This window comes from Actinospineispora spinosispora DSM 44797 (assembly GCF_000429025.1).
GTDB lineage: Bacteria > Actinomycetota > Actinomycetes > Mycobacteriales > Pseudonocardiaceae > Pseudonocardia > Pseudonocardia spinosispora.
Genome location: NZ_KE386838.1, coordinates 234,774 through 250,048, shown reverse-complemented (window position 1 = coordinate 250,048; position 15,275 = coordinate 234,774). Strand labels below are relative to the sequence as shown.

Sequence of the window (15,275 nt, the reverse complement as noted above, 5' to 3'; positions counted from 1 at the left end):
TAGAGGCGCGGGCCGGGTTGTGCTGGCCCTGGCGGGAACTCAGGTGCCGGTCGGGGCTTCCGGCGGGATGACCGGGACGAGCTTGTTCCACCGGTCGGTCTGGCAGCCGTCGGTCCGGGTGATCTTGGTGTTGATCGTGCGGTCCCGCCACGTGCCGACGACCTCCGCGGTCGCCGGACCGCCGAACACCTGCGCGCACATCTGGCCCTCGGGCACTCCCGCGAACAGGTCCTGGCGCGCGGCGGCGGCCTGATCGAGTTTTGCGCACGCGTTCTTCGGGTCCGGATGCTGGCCACCGGCCGGGTCGCAGGTGAGTACGAACCGGCCGTCGTGGCCTGCCACCGGACTACCGGCAATGGTGATCGTCAGCTTGGTCGCGGGCGGCGTCGGCCCCTGCGCGGTGGGCGAGTAACCGGGGATACCGGGGGCGGCCACTCCGGAACGGGTACTGCCCCCGTTCTGTGCCGAACTGCCGTCGGGCGGCGTGGAATCGTCCTGGTAACCCGGCGTCGACCTGCCCGAATCGTGCTGATGAGTGGACCCGTCCGCCCATGCGGGCGACGCCGACAGCACCACCAGCAGGCAGCTCGCCGACGCCAGTGCGACCGTGCTCAGTCCGTTCCTCAGCATGCAATCCCCTCGCCCGCCGGCACTCATCCCCACCGACGTTGATCACGTGGGAAAGTCAGGCTACCTGCCCCCGAGTATGCACGCTACGCAGCTGAGACCTGACGGTGTCCTCGATGCTCAGCACCCGCTCAAGTGCCTGTTGATGATCCACACCGTGGAGCTCGCGGGCCACCGCGTAGACGACACCACCGGCGCTGGCGAGATGGTCTGTCGCCCAGATGATGCCGCGCGCCGACAGCAGCCGAGCCACCTCCGGTTCGGCGAGCTGGTTGTTGGCGGGTCCGACGATCCCCCGGCAGCGCAGGTGCGGGACGAGCTCCCGGGTGAGCAGTCCGCCGAGCGCCGCCGGCACGAGAATGTCGGCGGGCACGGTCGGTGCCCTGTCGATGTCCACCCAGGTGGCGCCGAGCGCGGCGGCCAGCGCGCGGCGCGCGGGATCGATGTCGGTCACCGTGAGCACGGCACCGTCGGCGTGCAGCGCGCGGACGAGCGGCGTACCGACGTGCCCCAGCCCGACGACCGTGACCCGCCGGCCGCGCAGCTCCGTCGACCCGTCCAGCTCCCCGCACACCGCGCGCATCGCGGCGAGCACCCCGATCGCGGTGTACGGCGAACAGTCACCGCTGCCCCCGGCGGCTTCCGGCCGGCAGAACACCTCACCGGTCCGCTCGCCGATGACCGCCATGTCCTCCGGTGTGGTGCCGACGTCCGGTCCGGTCGCGTACGAGCCGTCGAACGACTCGATGAGGTCGCCGACGTCGAGCATCACCTCGCGCCTGGCCTGCGCGTCGAGAACGAACCCGGCGGGCAGCGCGACGACCGTCTTGCCGCCGCCGTGCTGGAGACCGGCGGCGGCGTTCTTCGCGGTCATCCCCTCGGCGAGCCGCAGTGCGTCGGCCAGCCCGTCCCGCCAGTCCGGGTAGTGCCACAGACGGCACCCGCCGAGCGCTTTCCCGCGTTCGGTCGAGTGGATCGCCACGATGATCGGGACTCCGGATCGTGCGCCGAGAACGATCCTTACCTGCTCATGGTTCAGTGTCATGGCGAGAAACTAGGTACTTCCGATGGCATGTAGCTGGTCCGCCGAACAAAATTCGGGGCATGCGGCAAGCTGGGGAGCGTGGATGAAGTTGATTCGGCAATCGTGGCGGAACTCCAACGCGACGCCCGGCAGACCAACCGGGACCTCGCAGGCGCCGTCGGTGTCGCGCCGTCGACCTGCCTGGAACGGGTTCGCCTGCTGCGCCAGCACGGTGTCATCACCGGCTACACCGCGCGCATCGACCTGCCCGCGCTGAACCGCCGGGTCCAGGCCCTCATCACGGTCCAGGTGCGGCCGCTCACCCGGGACGTCATCGACACCATCCACGACTCGTTGGTGCCGCTGCCGGAGGTGCTCGCCGTCTTCGTGCTGGCCGGCGGGGACGATTTCCTCGTCCACGTGGCGGTGCAGGACATCGAGCACCTGCAGTCCTTCCTGCTCGACCGCCTGAGCAAGCGCCGGGAGATCATCAGCTTCCGCTCGTCGGTGATCTACCAGCACACGATGAACCAGATCGTCTCGGTGCTCCCCGGCGATCCCCCCTCCAGCCGAGTAGGCCGCCGCCCCACGTGAGTGGCAAGTGGTTCTACCCCGAAGGGGCGCCGAAGGCGTAGCAACCCTGGGCACTCACGACAGCTTTTTCGTCGTGAGTGCCCAGGGTTGCTATAGGACCACTTGCCACTCACGAAAGCCGGGGTACGAGCGAATCAGCACGTCAGGGCTGCACGCAGCTCGGAGTGCGCGCTCCCGGGGGCCTCATCACTCACGAGGGGGGTCGAAGAGGACGCTTACCGACTCGCCGTTGTGGATGCGGCGGACCGCCTCCGCCAGGGGTTTCGCCACCGACAGGACCGTCAGCTTGGGTGAGCGGCTCGCATCGGGGATCGGGACCGTGTTGGTGCAGACGATCTCCGTCACGTCACCCCGAGCGCCGATGCGGTCGAGCGCGCCGTCGGTGAACAGACCGTGCGTGCAGGCGACGCGGACCGACGACACGTCCCGGTCGGCCAGGCGGTCCAGGACCTCGATGATCGTGCTGCCCCTGGCGATCTCGTCGTCGAGCACGATGACGTCGCGGCCGGCCACGTCGCCGATGATCGAGCTGATCACCACCTTGTCGTCGGACAGGCGTTGCTTCGCGGCGGCGGCGACCGGCACGCCCAGCAGTCGCGCGAACTTCGACGCTTCCTTCGCGTTGCCCAGGTCGGGGGACAGCACGACGGAGTTGCTCAGGTCACCGGCGCGGAAGTGGCCGGCCAGCTCGTGCAGGGCGTGCAGGTGGTCGACCGGCACGCTGAAGAAGCCGTGTACCTGCGGCGAGTGCAGCGTCATCGCCAGTACCCGGTCCGCGCCCGCTGTCACCAGCAGGTCCGCGACCAGCCGGGCGGCGATGGAGATGCGCGGCGCGTCCTTCTTGTCCGAGCGGGCGTAGGCGTAGTGCGGCATCACGACGGTGATGCGGGCTGCCGACGCACCACGCGCGGCGTCCAGCATGAGCAGCAGCTCGACGAGGTGTTCCTGTACCGGCGGCACCAGCGGCTGGACGATGAAGACGTCGCGCTCGCGGCAGTTGGCCTGCAGCGCGACCTCGATGCAGTCGTTGGTGAACCGGTCGATCCTGGTCGGGGCGAGCGGAACCTCCAGGTGGTGGCAGATCGCGGCCGCGAGCTCGGGGTGTGCTGATCCGCTGAACAGGGTGATATCCCGCATGCTGATCATTCTTCAGCAGCTAACGTCGGGTGAATGAGTGGATTCCGGGTGATCTGCGAGATCGAACCGCCGACGAAGCCCGACCTGCGGCACGCGCGCCACCAGATCGGGGTGCTGGCGCCGGTCGCGGACTCGTTCCTGATCCCGGACAACCACATCGGGCGGGCCACCGTGTCCAGCATCGCGGTGGCGCACGAGGTCGCGGCGATGGGCGGGCGCAGCATCGCGTGCGTCAACTCGCGGGACCGCAACCTGCTCGGTTTCCGCCGGGACCTGTTGACCGCGGCCGCGTACGGGGTCGACCAGTTCCTTTTCGTGCACGGGGACAAACCGACGGCCGGTGGCCGGACGAGCGAGCTGACCGTGCGCACCATGATGGAGGAGGCGCGCCGGGCGGGCGACGATCCGTCGTTCAGCACGGTCGAGCGGTTCGAGATCGGCGTGACCGCGGGGCTGAGTCGGCCGCTCGTTCCGTGGAAGCAGGCGGCGGACTTCGTGTTCATGCAGGTCAGCTACTCGATCCCGGACCTGCTGCGCTGGCGGGAGGCGAACCCGGTCCAGGCGCCGGTGTACGCGGGGGTGATGGTGCTGGCCAGCGCGGGCATGGCGAAGCGGCTCGCGGCGACGATCCCGGACATCAGCATCCCCGACGAGCTGATCGCGCGGGTCGACGCGGACCCGGACGCCGGTGTCGACGCGGCGTGCGAGCAGGTGCTGGCGCTGCGCGACACCGGTGCGTTCGCCGGTGTGCATCTGGTTCCGGTCAGCCGGTTCCGCCAGGTCGCGGCCAAGCTCGAGAAGGAGCTCTAGTTGCGAGTACCTCGGTACGAGCTGCCTCCGGCGCCTTGCCTGACGACATCTGGATCACCGGACTCAGCACACGAACTTGCGACTCAGGACACTAGGGCAGGGGCGTCAACAGGCGATGCGTTTCGTACAGCGCGACGCTGACCTGGTCGTCGCGCAACGTCATGTCGGCACCGGGGCCGGGGCGGGTCTCCAGGTCACCGGGTGCCGGCATCGTGCCGCAGCTCGGGCAGTGCCCGGTGCCGTCGATGTCGGTTCCGCACTGGACGTGCGTGAAGAAGCGGCGCCGCCCCTGCGCCGGCGGGTAGTACTGCTCGCCCCATTCGCGCAGCGCGTAGATCGCCGGCCACAGCGCGATCGCCTTGTCCGTCGGGAGGTACTCGTCGCGACCCGTCTGGTATGGCCGCCGGACCAGCAGACCTTCCTCGACCAGCGCATTCAGCCGGTCGGTGAGAACCGCGCGGGGCATGTCCAGCCGGTCGCGCAGGTCGCGGAACCGACGTGCACCGAACACGCAGTCGCGCAGCACCAGCAGCGTCCAGCGTTCGCCGACGACCTCGAGCGCACGCGCGAGCGAACAGTCCTGCCGGTCGTATCCCTTGCCGAGCGCCATGCGACAAGACTAACAGTCTTTGGTCTGGTGAATGAACCTACTACTGGTTACAGTTCAGTCACCAGACCGAGGAGTGGGGCGACATGACACAGAACGCGGTGCTCGATGAGCAGGACGACGCGGCCGTGGCGGTCCGTCGACGAACGCTGACCCTCTCCGCGCTCGGCACCTTCCTGGCATTGGCGTTGTTCACCGTGCCGATGAGCGCGCTGCCCTCGGTCGCGGCCGCGCTCGGCGCCGGGGCCGCCGGACAGACCTGGATTCTCAGCTCGATGAGCGTCGGGCTGGCCGCCGGACTGCTGATCTCCGGAGCGCTCGCCGACGACTTCGGCCGCCGCCGGGTGTTCTTCCTCGGTTCCGTGGTGACCGCCGTGACCCTGCTGGTCGGTGCGCTTGCCCCGTCGACGCTGGTGTTCGTACTGGCCAGGATCGGGCAGGGGCTCGGCGCGGCGGCGGTGATTGCGTGCGGTCTCGGACTGATCGGGCACGCGTTCCCCGATCCGCACGGCCGGACCAGGGCGACCGGCATCTGGGGTGCCGCCGTCGGCGCCGGGATCGCCGCCGGACCGTTGCTGTCCGCGGCCCTCGGACCGATGCTCGGCTGGCGCTCGCCCTACCTGCTGCTCATGGTGCTCACCGCCGCCTTCGCGGTGGCCGCCCGGCTGATGCTCGTCGAGTCGCGCAGGCCGGCCGAACACGTCGGACGGCCCGACCTGACCGGTGCGGTGCTGCTCGGGGTCGGGCTGAGCGCGCTGCTCGCCGGGCTGGTCACCGGGCGCGAAGGGTGGCTGCGTGCCCAGACGCTCGTGCTGTTGATCGCCTCGGTGCTGTTGCTCGTCGGGTTCGTGCTGGTCGAGCTGCGGACGGGTCGGCGCGGTCTCGAATCCGGCGCCGCGCCGTTGCTGGACCTCGGGCTGTTGCGCAGGCCGGACTTCGTCGCGGTCACCGTGGCCGGGCTGGCGACCGGCATGGGGGTCATCGCGGTGATGTCCTTCCTGCCCACCCTGATGGAGCGTGGCCTCGGCGCCGACGCACTGGTCGGATCGCTCGGCATCGTCATCTGGTCCGGAGTCAGCGTCCCGGTCGCGCTGGTGGCGCGCCGGCTGCGGATCAACGGCGACGTCCAGCTGGCCATCGGGCTGTCGGTGGTGGCGGTCGGGCTGTTGTTGCTGTGCGGGCTGCACAGCGGTGACGGGCTGTTGCGGCTGGTTCCCGGGCTGGTCATCGCCGGTCTCGGCAGTGGAGTGTTGAACGCGGCCCTGGGCAGGCAGGCGGTCGCCAGCGTGCCGCCGGACCGCGCCGGCATGGGCAGCGGCGCCAACAACACCGCGCGCTACCTCGGTTCGGCGATCGGCGTGACGGTCCTGGTGGTGCTGGCGACCCGCCCAGGCGAGCTGCTGAGCAACTGGAACGCGGCGGTCCTGACCGCACTGGTCTTCTCCCTCGCAGGCGCAGCCGCGGTCCTGCTCTGCCTCCGCCGCACCCGCCCCTGACCACCCGCCCCTCACCACCCACACCCCAACCCGGCACGAATGTGGCTTTAGGGACGTTCAACGTCCCTAAAGCCACATTCGTGCCATCGGGGACGGGCGGGGACGGGCGGGGACGGGCGGGGACGGGCGGGGACGGGCGGGGACGGGCGGGGACGGGCGGGGACGGGCGAGTGGCGGGTTATTCGGGGCGGGGGCTGGCGGGTTGCTGGGCGAAGTGCAGGATCGAGTCGGCCACCGCGCCCGCGGACTCGGCCAGCACCGTGTCGTTCACGTTCGACACCGTGTCGCACGCCTGGTGGTAGCACTGGTCGTACGCCTGACCGGCGACCCCGCCGTAGCGAGTGGCCTGCTCGGGCGTCTTGATCTCCTCCGCGCCGGTGTACATCCCGCCGACCGGGATCCCCACCTCGGCGAACGGCGCATAGTCGCTGCGGCCGTCGAACTCGGTCGCCTCGAAGGGGAGGTTGCGGGCGCCCAGGTAGTCGGTGAACACCTTCTCGATGGCACCGGAACCGGGCGGCGCGGACGCCTTGTCCTTCGCCACGAACGTGCTGCCGTCCCCGTCGTAGACGAAGCGCACGAAGTTCGGTGAGCCGAGCATGTCGAAGTTCAGGTTGACCGCGATGTCGGCGCGCTGCTCGGGGGTCAGCGTCGCCACGTAGTGCTCGGAGCCGAGCAGCCCGAGCTCCTCGGCGCCCCAGAAACCGAAGCGCACCTGGTTCGCCGGAGTGATGTGCAGCCGGGACATCGCCTTCGCTACCTCGAGGACGGTCGCGACCCCGGTGCCGTCGTCGTTGATCCCCGGCCCGGCGGGCACCGAGTCGAGGTGCGCACCGACCGTGACGACCCGGTCGTCACGACCAGCAGCCGTCTGGGCGATCAGGTTCTGTGCCTGGCGGAAGTCGGTGACCGTATGTGCCGCGAGATGCACCGTGACCGGGGTCGGGCCGGCGAACTCGGCCGCGACCGCGCTGCTGATCGACAACACCGGGATACGGATCCCGGGCCGTTCGAGCGTGCCGGCGATCGGGTCGGTCTGACCCGGCCGGCCGTCGTTCGTGACCAGTACCGCGGCCGCGCCGGCGGTTTCGGCGTTGTGCGCCTTCGCGCTGAACGGGCAGCCGCCACGGCGCAGCAGCGCGATAGTGCCGCGCTCGAACCCGGCGAAGTCGGCTGCTGCGCAGCCGCTGACCGACGGCGCGTCCGGCGCACCGAGGTTGACCGGGCGGACCGGCGCCGTGACGTCGCCGCTGCCCGAGTAGGTCATGCTGCGGACGTCAGGACCCACCGCATAGGACGGCCGGCCGCCGGACACGCCGGCCAGTACCGGCGGGGTGGTCTCGGCGAAGTACGGGAAGCGGAAGCTCTGCGTTTCGACCTGGTAGCCGGCCTCGGTGAGCTGCTGGCGCACGTAGTCGACGGTCGCGGTGAAACCGGGGGTCCCGACGGCCCGGTTACCGCCGTTCGCGCCCGCGATGTTCTGCAGCGCGTCCAGGTGCCGGTGGATGCCCTGAGTCGTGATCTCGGCGCGCAAGGCGGTGCTGTCGACCCGTTGGGGCGCGGAAGACCTCTGGTTGACGAAGAACACCACCCCGGCAACGACGAGCAGGACCACAACCGCCACGGCCGCGATGATCAGGCGCCCCAGAGCTCGCTGCATGAACACACCTCACCACATCGGAGCCCCTGAAAAGGAACGCGCCCCGGACGCCGCGCCGGTCTCGGGGAACCGGGGCATCCGGGGCGCGTGATCGGTGAGCGCTGACGTACCGCGCTGAAGTACCGATCGGTCACAGGTCGTGACCGGGGGGAACTCAGACGTCGTGACCGGCGATCTGAACGTCACCCTCGTGGAAGGTGTTGTTGTCGGACTGGCAGGGGTGCTGGATCTGGTTGTTGTGACCCGGCAGGTCGGTGTCGCCGCTCAGGCCGTGGCACACGTCGTCCCGGTCCTCGTCGTCGTCCGGTCCGCGGGTCACGAAGGAGACCTGCTTGCCACCGACGGTGGGCACGTCGACGTTGGCGACCTCGTTGCCCGGCAGGCCACTGGGCAGCTGCGGTGCGCTGGCGGTGTCCGGCGCGGCGGGGGCGTCACCGGAGATGCCACCCGGCAGCGACGGCCCAGCGGTGAGGACACCCACGAAAGCGGCACTCAGGGTTGCCATGCTCGCGGCGGCCATAATGGCTGTGAAGGCCCGGCTCTTCTTCATAGTCTTCTGGTTCCTTCCCGTACTGCGTACGGTCGTGATCATCGATGTGGCGCTCACCCCGACTTGGCGAATCAACGAGGAGTCTCAGGATGAGTTGTGGCTGTTAAGCAGATCTTGAGCGCAGTTCACCCATATCGGTGGCGTAACGGTCTGATCGCGAAGCGCAACCTAGCCGTGATGTCAGGCGTCCTGGTACCAACGGGACTTCTGGGGGCCGTGGGTTGGATTTACTCGACGGAGCTGCTTCGGCCGGTCGCGGAGGTCGAGGCGCAGCTGTTGTGGCCGCAAGGACCTGATCCGGACGCGGTCGGGATCGCCTTCGAAGAGGCCGTGGTTCCGGGTCCGCTCGGCGACTACCCGGCCTGGGTGGTCCCGCCGGGTACCACTGATCTATCAAACGATCTTGCGAACGACACCTGGGTGATCGCGGTGCACGGCCGAGGTGGCGATCGCAGGGAGTGCCTCAGGATCCTGCCGACACTGCACCGGCTCGGCCATCCTGTGCTCGCCATCACCTACCGCAACGACAAGGGTGCTCCGGCGAGCCCTGACGGCCACTATCACCTCGGTGACACGGAGTGGACCGATTTGGCCGCCGCGGTCGCTTACGCGCGTCAGCGTGGCGCTCAGCGCGTCGTGCTGTACGGCTGGTCGATGGGGGCGGCGATCATCGCGGCCTACCTGGACCGGGGGACACCGCCGGTGCCGGTCGCGGCGACCATCTGGGACAGCCCACTGATCGACTGGCGGGCGACGCTGCGCCAGCAGGCGAAGCTGCGCCGGCTGCCCCCGGTGCTGACCCGGGTGGCCACACTCGTCACCCGCTGGCGCATCGGCATCGACTTCGACCTGTTCGACCTCGTCGCGCGCATGCCGAAGGTGCGCGTCCCGACGCTGCTGGTGCACGGCGCCGACGACTCGGCGGTGCCACCGACGCCGAGCCGGAAGCTTGCGGCAGCCGCCCCGTCGGTGGGCTGGCCGCTGCGCTACCTGGAGGTGCCAGGGGCGGAACACACCGCGCCGTGGAACGTCGACCCGGCCGGTTACGAGGCGGCCGTCGCCGAGTTCCTCCGTGAGTGCCGCGACCGGCCGTAGGCGGTCGCGGCACTCACGGGGTCCTACTTGGACTGGGACGTGCTGGAGCTGGGCGCGCTGCCGTTCGTCGAGACCGGCTCGGCCGGCGGGGTGCTGCTCGGCACGGCGGGCGCCGCCGGTGGCGAGAGCGGCTCGAGCTCGCTGGGGCGCCTGGCCAGCACCGCCCACGCGACACCGCCGACCGCGGTGAGGAACAGCCCGATCCACAGGAACCTGCGCCGGCGGCGCTTCGGAGCGGGACCCGGGTCGATCCGTCCGGCCAGCTCACGCCGGGCGTCCTGCAGCTTCGCCGGCAGGTCCAGCTCCGCGACCCTGCCCGGGATGTCCAGCCCGGCGACCTTGCCCTCGAGGTCCAGCCCGGCGACCTTGCCGGGGACGTCCAGCTCGGTGACCCGGTGCCGCAGTTCCTCGCCGAGGGCGGCCGCGGTCTCGGTCGCGGTGGTCAGACCGGTGCTGATGAGCGAGTTGGCCTTCTTCTGTTGCTTACGCAACTTCGTGGCTCGGCTCACTTGTGTCCTCCTGAACTTGGTTAGCCTGCCTGTCCTGGAGCGACCGTACTCGCGTGACGTGGCACGATGTGCGCCGTGACTGAACCTGGTAATGAGAAGACGGCAATCTTGCACACGTCCGAGGGAGATATCCGTATCACCCTCTTCCCGAACCACGCGCCGGAGACCGTGGGCAACTTCGTCGGCCTGGCAGAAGGCACCAAGGACTACTCACAGCCCAACGCCAGCGGTGGCGACTCCGGGCCGTTCTACGACGGCTCGATCTTCCACCGGGTGATCGCCGGCTTCATGATTCAGGGCGGCGACCCCACCGGAACCGGCCGAGGCGGCCCCGGCTACCAGTTCAAGGACGAGTTCCACCCGGAGCTGCGCTTCGACCGTCCTTACCTGCTGGCGATGGCCAACGCGGGCCCCGGCACCAACGGCTCGCAGTTCTTCATCACCGTGGGCCCGACCCCGCACCTCAACCGCAAGCACACCATCTTCGGTGAGGTCGCGGACGCCGAGTCCCGCGCGGTCGTCGACGCGATCGCCGGCACCTCCACCGGTGCACAGGACCGTCCGCTGCGTGACGTGGTGATCGAGAAGATCGAGGTCAGCTGATCAACCAGCCTGATCAGGGCGGTTCGGGTCCCGAATTCGAACCGCCGCGCTGTACTCGTCACTCGGACCGGCCGGCCTACGTGCGCTGTGCGCGCTGCGAGCAGCCGTACTGTCCGGAGTGCCTGCGCGAGGCCTCGGTCGGCTTCCACTGTGTGGACTGCCTGGCCGGGGCCGCGCGGCAGTACCCGGCCCAGGTGGGCCGCACCGTGGCCGGGGCGATCCCGGTCGAACGCGCCATCGTGGTGCCGGTCCTGATCGTGCTCAACGTCGCGGTCTTCGTGTGGACGGTCGTGCAGGCCGGCAGCGTTGCGCACAACTCGGACTCGGCGTTCTTCGAGAGCTGGTCGCTGCTCAACGAGCAGGTGTTCGCCGGCGAGTGGTGGCGGCTGTTCACCGCGGGCTTCCTGCACTTCGGGATGATCCACCTGGCGTTCAACATGTACGCGCTGTGGATCATCGGTAAGGAGTGCGAGCTCGCGCTGGGTCGGCTGCGGTTCCTCGCGGTCTACGTCGTCGGCCTGCTCGGCGGCTCGGCGGCATCACTGCTGTTCGGTTCGCCGTATGCGCAGGTGGCGGGTGCGTCCGGGGCGGTGTTCGGCCTGATGGGCGGGCTCGCCGTGCTGGTGTACCGGCTGCGGATGTCGCCTCGGGGCGTGCTGATCCTGATCGGGCTCAACCTCGCGCTGAGCTTCATCGTCCCGAACATCTCGATCCTGGGCCACGTGGGCGGCCTGGTCACCGGCGCGGCACTCACGGCAGCCCTGGTCTACGCCCCCCTGCGCAACCGCAACCAGTGGCAGGCAACGGCAACCATCGCACTGGTGGCGCTCCTGCTCCTGGCAATGGCCATCCGCGCAACGCTCGCCTGACCCACCCGCGAGTCGGGCGCCTCAGCACAGCGAGTCGCTGGATTCCGCACAGAGCTGTGTGCTGACGTACCCGACTCAGTGTGCTGACGTGCCCGACTCGCGGAGCTGGGTCAGGGCGTCTGCCACGTCCTCGGGGTCTGCCACGAGGTCGAGCTTCGTGAAGATCAGGAGACGGTCCTCCTGGCCCACCTGGACGTCGATCTCGATCGAGGGAACTTCCCGGGCGAGACGGCGGGTGTGGACAAGTCGGACGTCGGTGACCTGAGGCCACGTGTAGTAGTGCGCGCCGCCGATTCCGCGGACCTCGATGCCCATGTCCGAGGCCGACAGCCGAGGGCGCGCCCGGGTCGTCGCCACCGCGATCATGGCCATGACCAGCGCTGTTACCGCTGTGAACAGACGTGCTGGTGGGTCGCTCGCACCGAACAGGCACCAGCAGACCGCCGCCAGCGTGGCAAGCCAACTCGCCGCTACGAGAAGTGGCGTTGGTCCCCAACTGCGCGAAGATCCCGAGTTATCCACAGGCTTTATCCCCACTGGGGATGACTTACACGCGTGTAACTCTTGACATTGACGCTAATTCGGCTAGCGCCACTTCATGGTCATCAGCAGCCCGATGATGATCAACGCGAAGCCGACGACGAAGTTGTAGTTGAAGCCGGTGCCGTCGCCGCCGAGTGCGATCATGAAGCCGATCTTGTCGCCGGCCAGGTAGTTCACGACCAGCCAGACGAGGCCGAGCAGCATGAAGCCGAGCATGACCCCGACATAGATCGGGGAGGACGGGCCGGCGGCGCGAGCCGCCTGCGCGGTCTGCTTCCGGGGCGGCGGCGTGTAGACGGTCTTCTTACGAACCTTCGACTTGGGCATGCGTCTCAGGTTACCGGCAGCACCCCGCCGCTCAGCGAGGCTGGGCCGGTGAGGGAGGTCGGTCAGGCCTCGACGAGAGCCGCGACCTCGGCGGTGAGCCGCTGAATGATCGGCTCGGCCACCGGGTGGCCGCACGAGGCCATCCAGTTCGCCAGCATCCGGTGGCCGCCCTCGGTCAGGACCGACTCCGGGTGGAACTGCACGCCGTCGATCGGCAGGCTCCGGTGCCGCAGCGCCATGATGACGCCGCTCTCGGTCCTTCCGGTGACCTGCAGCTCGTCGGGCATCGAGTCGGGCCGGATGCTGAGCGAGTGGTAGCGGGTGCCGGTGAACGGGTCGGGCAGGCCGGCGAGGACGCCGGTGCCGTCGTGGTGCACCTGCGAGGTCTTGCCGTGCAGCAGCTCCGGTGCACGCTCGACGACACCGCCGAACACCGCACCGATCGCCTGGTGACCCAGACAGACGCCGAGCACCGGGATCCGGCGATCGGCACAGCGGCGGACGATGTCCATCGTCTGTCCGGCTCGCTCCGGAGTGCCGGGGCCGGGGCTGAGCAGCACGCCGTCGGCCGAGTCCACGTCGTCCATCGACACCACGTCGTTGCGCTGGACCGTGGTCTGCGCGCCGAGCTGCGCCAGGTACTGGACGAGGTTGTAGACGAAGCTGTCGTAGTTGTCCACGACCAGCACGCGCATGTCAGTTACCGCCAAAGCCGTCGTCGTTCCGGTTGTTGTCGCCGTTGTTCCTGGAGCTGGGCGGCGCGCTGCTGCTGTACTTGCCGATGTACAGCTGGACCTGGTCGTCGGGGTACACCGGCTTGCCGGCGACCGGCGACTGACGAACGACCTTGTCATCCTGGTCGGGGTCGGTGACCACGACGGTGTTGCTGGTGTCGGGGCTCGCGGTGATGTGGGCGTCGCGCAGCGCGGACCGTGCGTCGGACTTGCTCAGCCCTTCCAGCCGCGGCATCGGCACCTGGCCCCCGCTGGCCACCTGAAGGGTCACCGTGGTCCCGGGCGGTACCTGCTGTCCCGAGCTCGGGCTGCTGCCGGTGACCAGCTGGTCGGACGAACTGTCGCTCGAGCCGACCTGCAGACCGGCCGACTTCAACAGCTGGGTGGCCTGGTCCACGGTCAGCCCGACCATGCTCGGTACCAGGACCCTCGGGGTGTTCTGGCCGATCGTGATGGTGACCTTCGTCTGACCCTTGATCGGCGAACCGGGCTGTGGGTCCTGGGCGATGATCTGGTTGACCTTGCTGGAGTCCGGTGCCGGCGCGTACTTCGTCGCCTCGACCGACGCGTTGACGCCCTGGAGCAGTGGTGTCGCCTCGGCGACGGTCTTCCCGATCAGGTTCGGCATGTTCGACTGGTCGGGAGCCTTGGCGACGAACAGGGTGAGCAGCCGGTCCTTGTCGGCCATCTGGGTGGCCGGCGGATCGGTCCTGGTCACGATGCCGATCTTGGACGGATCCGTGGTGCTCTCCGTCTTGATGTTCAGTACCGTCCACCCGCTGGTCATGAGCGTCTCGCGGGCCTTCTCCTGCTGCTGGCCGGTCACGTCGGGCACCGCGGCGAGGTCGGGCGCCGGCGGGCCGCCGAAGATCTTGGTCGCGACGAACGCGACCACCGCGAGCATCGCAACGACACCCACGCCGATCGCGATCATCTTGCCGGTCGAACGCGGTCCCTGCTCTTCGTTCTCCCAGCTGGCGGGCGCGGCGTGGCGGGTGGCGCCGGTCGCGCTGCCCTGCCTGCGGGTCGCGCCGGTGCCGCTTGCGCCACCGATGCTGCCGCCGTGCAGCAGCGCGGTGCGCTCCTCCTCGGTCATCACCTGCGGCGCGAGGGGACGCTGGCCGCGCAGCACGCGGACCAGGTCGGAGCGCATCTCGGCGGAGGACTGGTACCGGTTGGCCGGGTTCTTGCTCATCGCCTTGAGGACGATGGCGTCCAGCTCGTGCGGCACCTCGTGGTTGACCGTCGACGGGCTGCGGACGTCCTCCCGGACGTGCTGGTAGGCGACCGCGACGGGCGAGTCGCCGGAGAACGGGGGCTCACCGGTCAGCAGCTCGAACAGCACACAGCCGGCGGCGTACACGTCGGAGCGGGCGTCGACGGCCTCGCCCCTGGCCTGCTCGGGCGACAGGTACTGGGCGGTACCGATCACGGCGGCGGTCTGGGTCATGTTCTGGCCGTCGGCGAGCGCGCGGGCGATACCGAAGTCCATCACCTTCACCGCGCCACCGGTGGTCAGCATGATGTTGGCCGGCTTGACGTCGCGGTGGATGATGCCGTGCCGGTGGCTGAAGTCCAGTGCGGCGCAGACGTCGGCCATGACCTCCATGACCCGCTGCTGGGACAGCGGACCGGTGCCCTTGACGATCTCCCGCAGCGTCTGACCCTCGACGAACTCCATGACGATGTAGGGCAGCGGGCCGAACTCGCTCTCGACCTCGCCGGTGTCGTACACGGCGACGATGGCCGGATGGTTCAGCGCGGCGGCGTTCTGCGCCTCGCGGCGGAACCGCATCTGGAACTGGGGGTCCCTCGCCAGGTCGGCGCGCAGGACCTTGACCGCGACGTCCCGACTCAGCCGAACATCACGACCCTTGTGTACCTCGGACATGCCGCCATAGCCGAGCGTGTCGCCCAGCTCATAGCGTTCGGACAGCAGCCGCGGGGTCGTCATCTGTGGGGGTTCCTGGTTGTCTCGAGGGTCACTTCATCATGCCTGGTCCGCGCCGGAGCGACGATAGTGAGGCGGTCGTCGGCTCGCTGGGGGCGGCGACCTGCGTATTTTCCAGGATCGTCCGCTGAGAAGTACG

General features: G+C 69.2%; 17 protein-coding genes. 6 read left to right on the top strand and 11 right to left on the bottom strand.

Translation table 11 applies throughout. The features are described 5' to 3' along the window. Positions 1–39: 39 nt before the first annotated feature. Positions 40–630, bottom strand: coding sequence for an SSI family serine proteinase inhibitor (locus tag G406_RS53100; RefSeq protein WP_051343391.1), 591 nt, complete (start codon positions 628–630; stop codon positions 40–42). 55 nt (positions 631–685) lie between these two features. After that, positions 686–1,672: a Glu/Leu/Phe/Val dehydrogenase dimerization domain-containing protein gene (locus tag G406_RS53095; protein ID WP_037081243.1), complete on the bottom strand. Its 987-nt coding sequence runs from the start codon at positions 1,670–1,672 to the stop codon at positions 686–688. Positions 1,673–1,750: 78 nt separating this feature from the next. On the opposite strand from G406_RS53095, the gene G406_RS0141850 reads away from it, so the two are divergent. Beyond that, positions 1,751–2,245 carry an Lrp/AsnC family transcriptional regulator gene (locus G406_RS0141850; RefSeq protein WP_028938518.1) on the top strand — a complete coding sequence of 165 codons (495 nt, stop codon included), beginning with the start codon at positions 1,751–1,753 and terminating at the stop codon, positions 2,243–2,245. Between the two features lie 186 nt (positions 2,246–2,431). On the opposite strand, the gene G406_RS0141845 is transcribed toward G406_RS0141850, so the two are convergent. After that, positions 2,432–3,382, bottom strand: a complete 951-nt coding sequence (locus G406_RS0141845; RefSeq protein WP_028938517.1) for a ribose-phosphate diphosphokinase — start codon at positions 3,380–3,382, stop codon at positions 2,432–2,434. 33 nt (positions 3,383–3,415) lie between these two features. Here G406_RS0141845 and G406_RS0141840 point away from each other — a divergent pair, with 33 nt between their 5' ends. Next, complete coding sequence (locus G406_RS0141840; protein ID WP_028938516.1) at positions 3,416–4,192, top strand: methylenetetrahydrofolate reductase; 777 nt, start codon at positions 3,416–3,418, stop codon at positions 4,190–4,192. A 91-nt stretch (positions 4,193–4,283) separates the two neighbouring features. Here the strand turns inward: G406_RS0141840 and G406_RS0141835 are convergent, their stop codons facing one another. Then, entirely contained in the window at positions 4,284–4,802 is a 519-nt protein-coding gene (locus G406_RS0141835) for a winged helix-turn-helix transcriptional regulator (RefSeq protein ID WP_028938515.1), read from the bottom strand. A gap of 83 nt (positions 4,803–4,885) precedes the next feature. On the opposite strand from G406_RS0141835, the gene G406_RS0141830 reads away from it, so the two are divergent. Beyond that, positions 4,886–6,295, top strand: a complete 1,410-nt coding sequence (locus G406_RS0141830) for an MFS transporter (protein ID WP_051343390.1) — start codon at positions 4,886–4,888, stop codon at positions 6,293–6,295. Positions 6,296–6,473: 178 nt separating this feature from the next. On the opposite strand, the gene G406_RS53090 is transcribed toward G406_RS0141830, so the two are convergent. Then, entirely contained in the window at positions 6,474–7,955 is a 1,482-nt protein-coding gene (locus tag G406_RS53090) for a M20/M25/M40 family metallo-hydrolase (RefSeq protein WP_037081337.1), read from the bottom strand. A 154-nt stretch (positions 7,956–8,109) separates the two neighbouring features. Next, on the bottom strand, positions 8,110–8,460 hold the full coding sequence (locus tag G406_RS0141820) for a hypothetical protein (protein WP_156935447.1): 351 nt from the start codon (positions 8,458–8,460) through the stop codon (positions 8,110–8,112). A 261-nt stretch (positions 8,461–8,721) separates the two neighbouring features. On the opposite strand from G406_RS0141820, the gene G406_RS53085 reads away from it, so the two are divergent. Beyond that, positions 8,722–9,600 (top strand): alpha/beta hydrolase, encoded by an 879-nt coding sequence (locus G406_RS53085; RefSeq protein ID WP_051343389.1) that lies wholly within the window; start codon positions 8,722–8,724, stop codon positions 9,598–9,600. Between the two features lie 23 nt (positions 9,601–9,623). Here G406_RS53085 and G406_RS0141805 read toward each other — a convergent pair whose 3' ends face one another. After that, complete coding sequence (locus G406_RS0141805) at positions 9,624–10,109, bottom strand: hypothetical protein (RefSeq protein ID WP_028938512.1); 486 nt, start codon at positions 10,107–10,109, stop codon at positions 9,624–9,626. 66 nt (positions 10,110–10,175) lie between these two features. Here G406_RS0141805 and G406_RS0141800 point away from each other — a divergent pair, with 66 nt between their 5' ends. Together G406_RS0141800 and G406_RS53080 are read left to right on the top strand one after the other, a co-directional pair. After that, positions 10,176–10,712 carry a peptidylprolyl isomerase gene (locus G406_RS0141800; protein WP_037081240.1) on the top strand — a complete coding sequence of 179 codons (537 nt, stop codon included), beginning with the start codon at positions 10,176–10,178 and terminating at the stop codon, positions 10,710–10,712. 80 nt (positions 10,713–10,792) lie between these two features. Continuing rightward, the gene (locus tag G406_RS53080; protein WP_245607418.1) at positions 10,793–11,581 is read left to right on the top strand and encodes a rhomboid family intramembrane serine protease; all 789 of its coding nucleotides are present in this window, start codon (positions 10,793–10,795) and stop codon (positions 11,579–11,581) included. A gap of 75 nt (positions 11,582–11,656) precedes the next feature. Here G406_RS53080 and G406_RS0141790 read toward each other — a convergent pair whose 3' ends face one another. From G406_RS0141790 to pknB, 4 genes are all read right to left on the bottom strand, one after another. Beyond that, on the bottom strand, positions 11,657–11,953 hold the full coding sequence (locus G406_RS0141790) for a PH domain-containing protein (RefSeq protein ID WP_051343388.1): 297 nt from the start codon (positions 11,951–11,953) through the stop codon (positions 11,657–11,659). A gap of 213 nt (positions 11,954–12,166) precedes the next feature. Then, positions 12,167–12,451 (bottom strand): cell division protein CrgA, encoded by a 285-nt coding sequence (gene crgA, locus G406_RS0141785; RefSeq protein ID WP_028938509.1) that lies wholly within the window; start codon positions 12,449–12,451, stop codon positions 12,167–12,169. A gap of 62 nt (positions 12,452–12,513) precedes the next feature. Continuing rightward, positions 12,514–13,146 (bottom strand): aminodeoxychorismate/anthranilate synthase component II, encoded by a 633-nt coding sequence (locus G406_RS0141780; RefSeq protein ID WP_028938508.1) that lies wholly within the window; start codon positions 13,144–13,146, stop codon positions 12,514–12,516. A 1-nt stretch (position 13,147) separates the two neighbouring features. Next, the gene (gene pknB, locus G406_RS0141775) at positions 13,148–15,139 is read right to left on the bottom strand and encodes a Stk1 family PASTA domain-containing Ser/Thr kinase (protein ID WP_028938507.1); all 1,992 of its coding nucleotides are present in this window, start codon (positions 15,137–15,139) and stop codon (positions 13,148–13,150) included. Positions 15,140–15,275 lie beyond the last annotated feature (136 nt).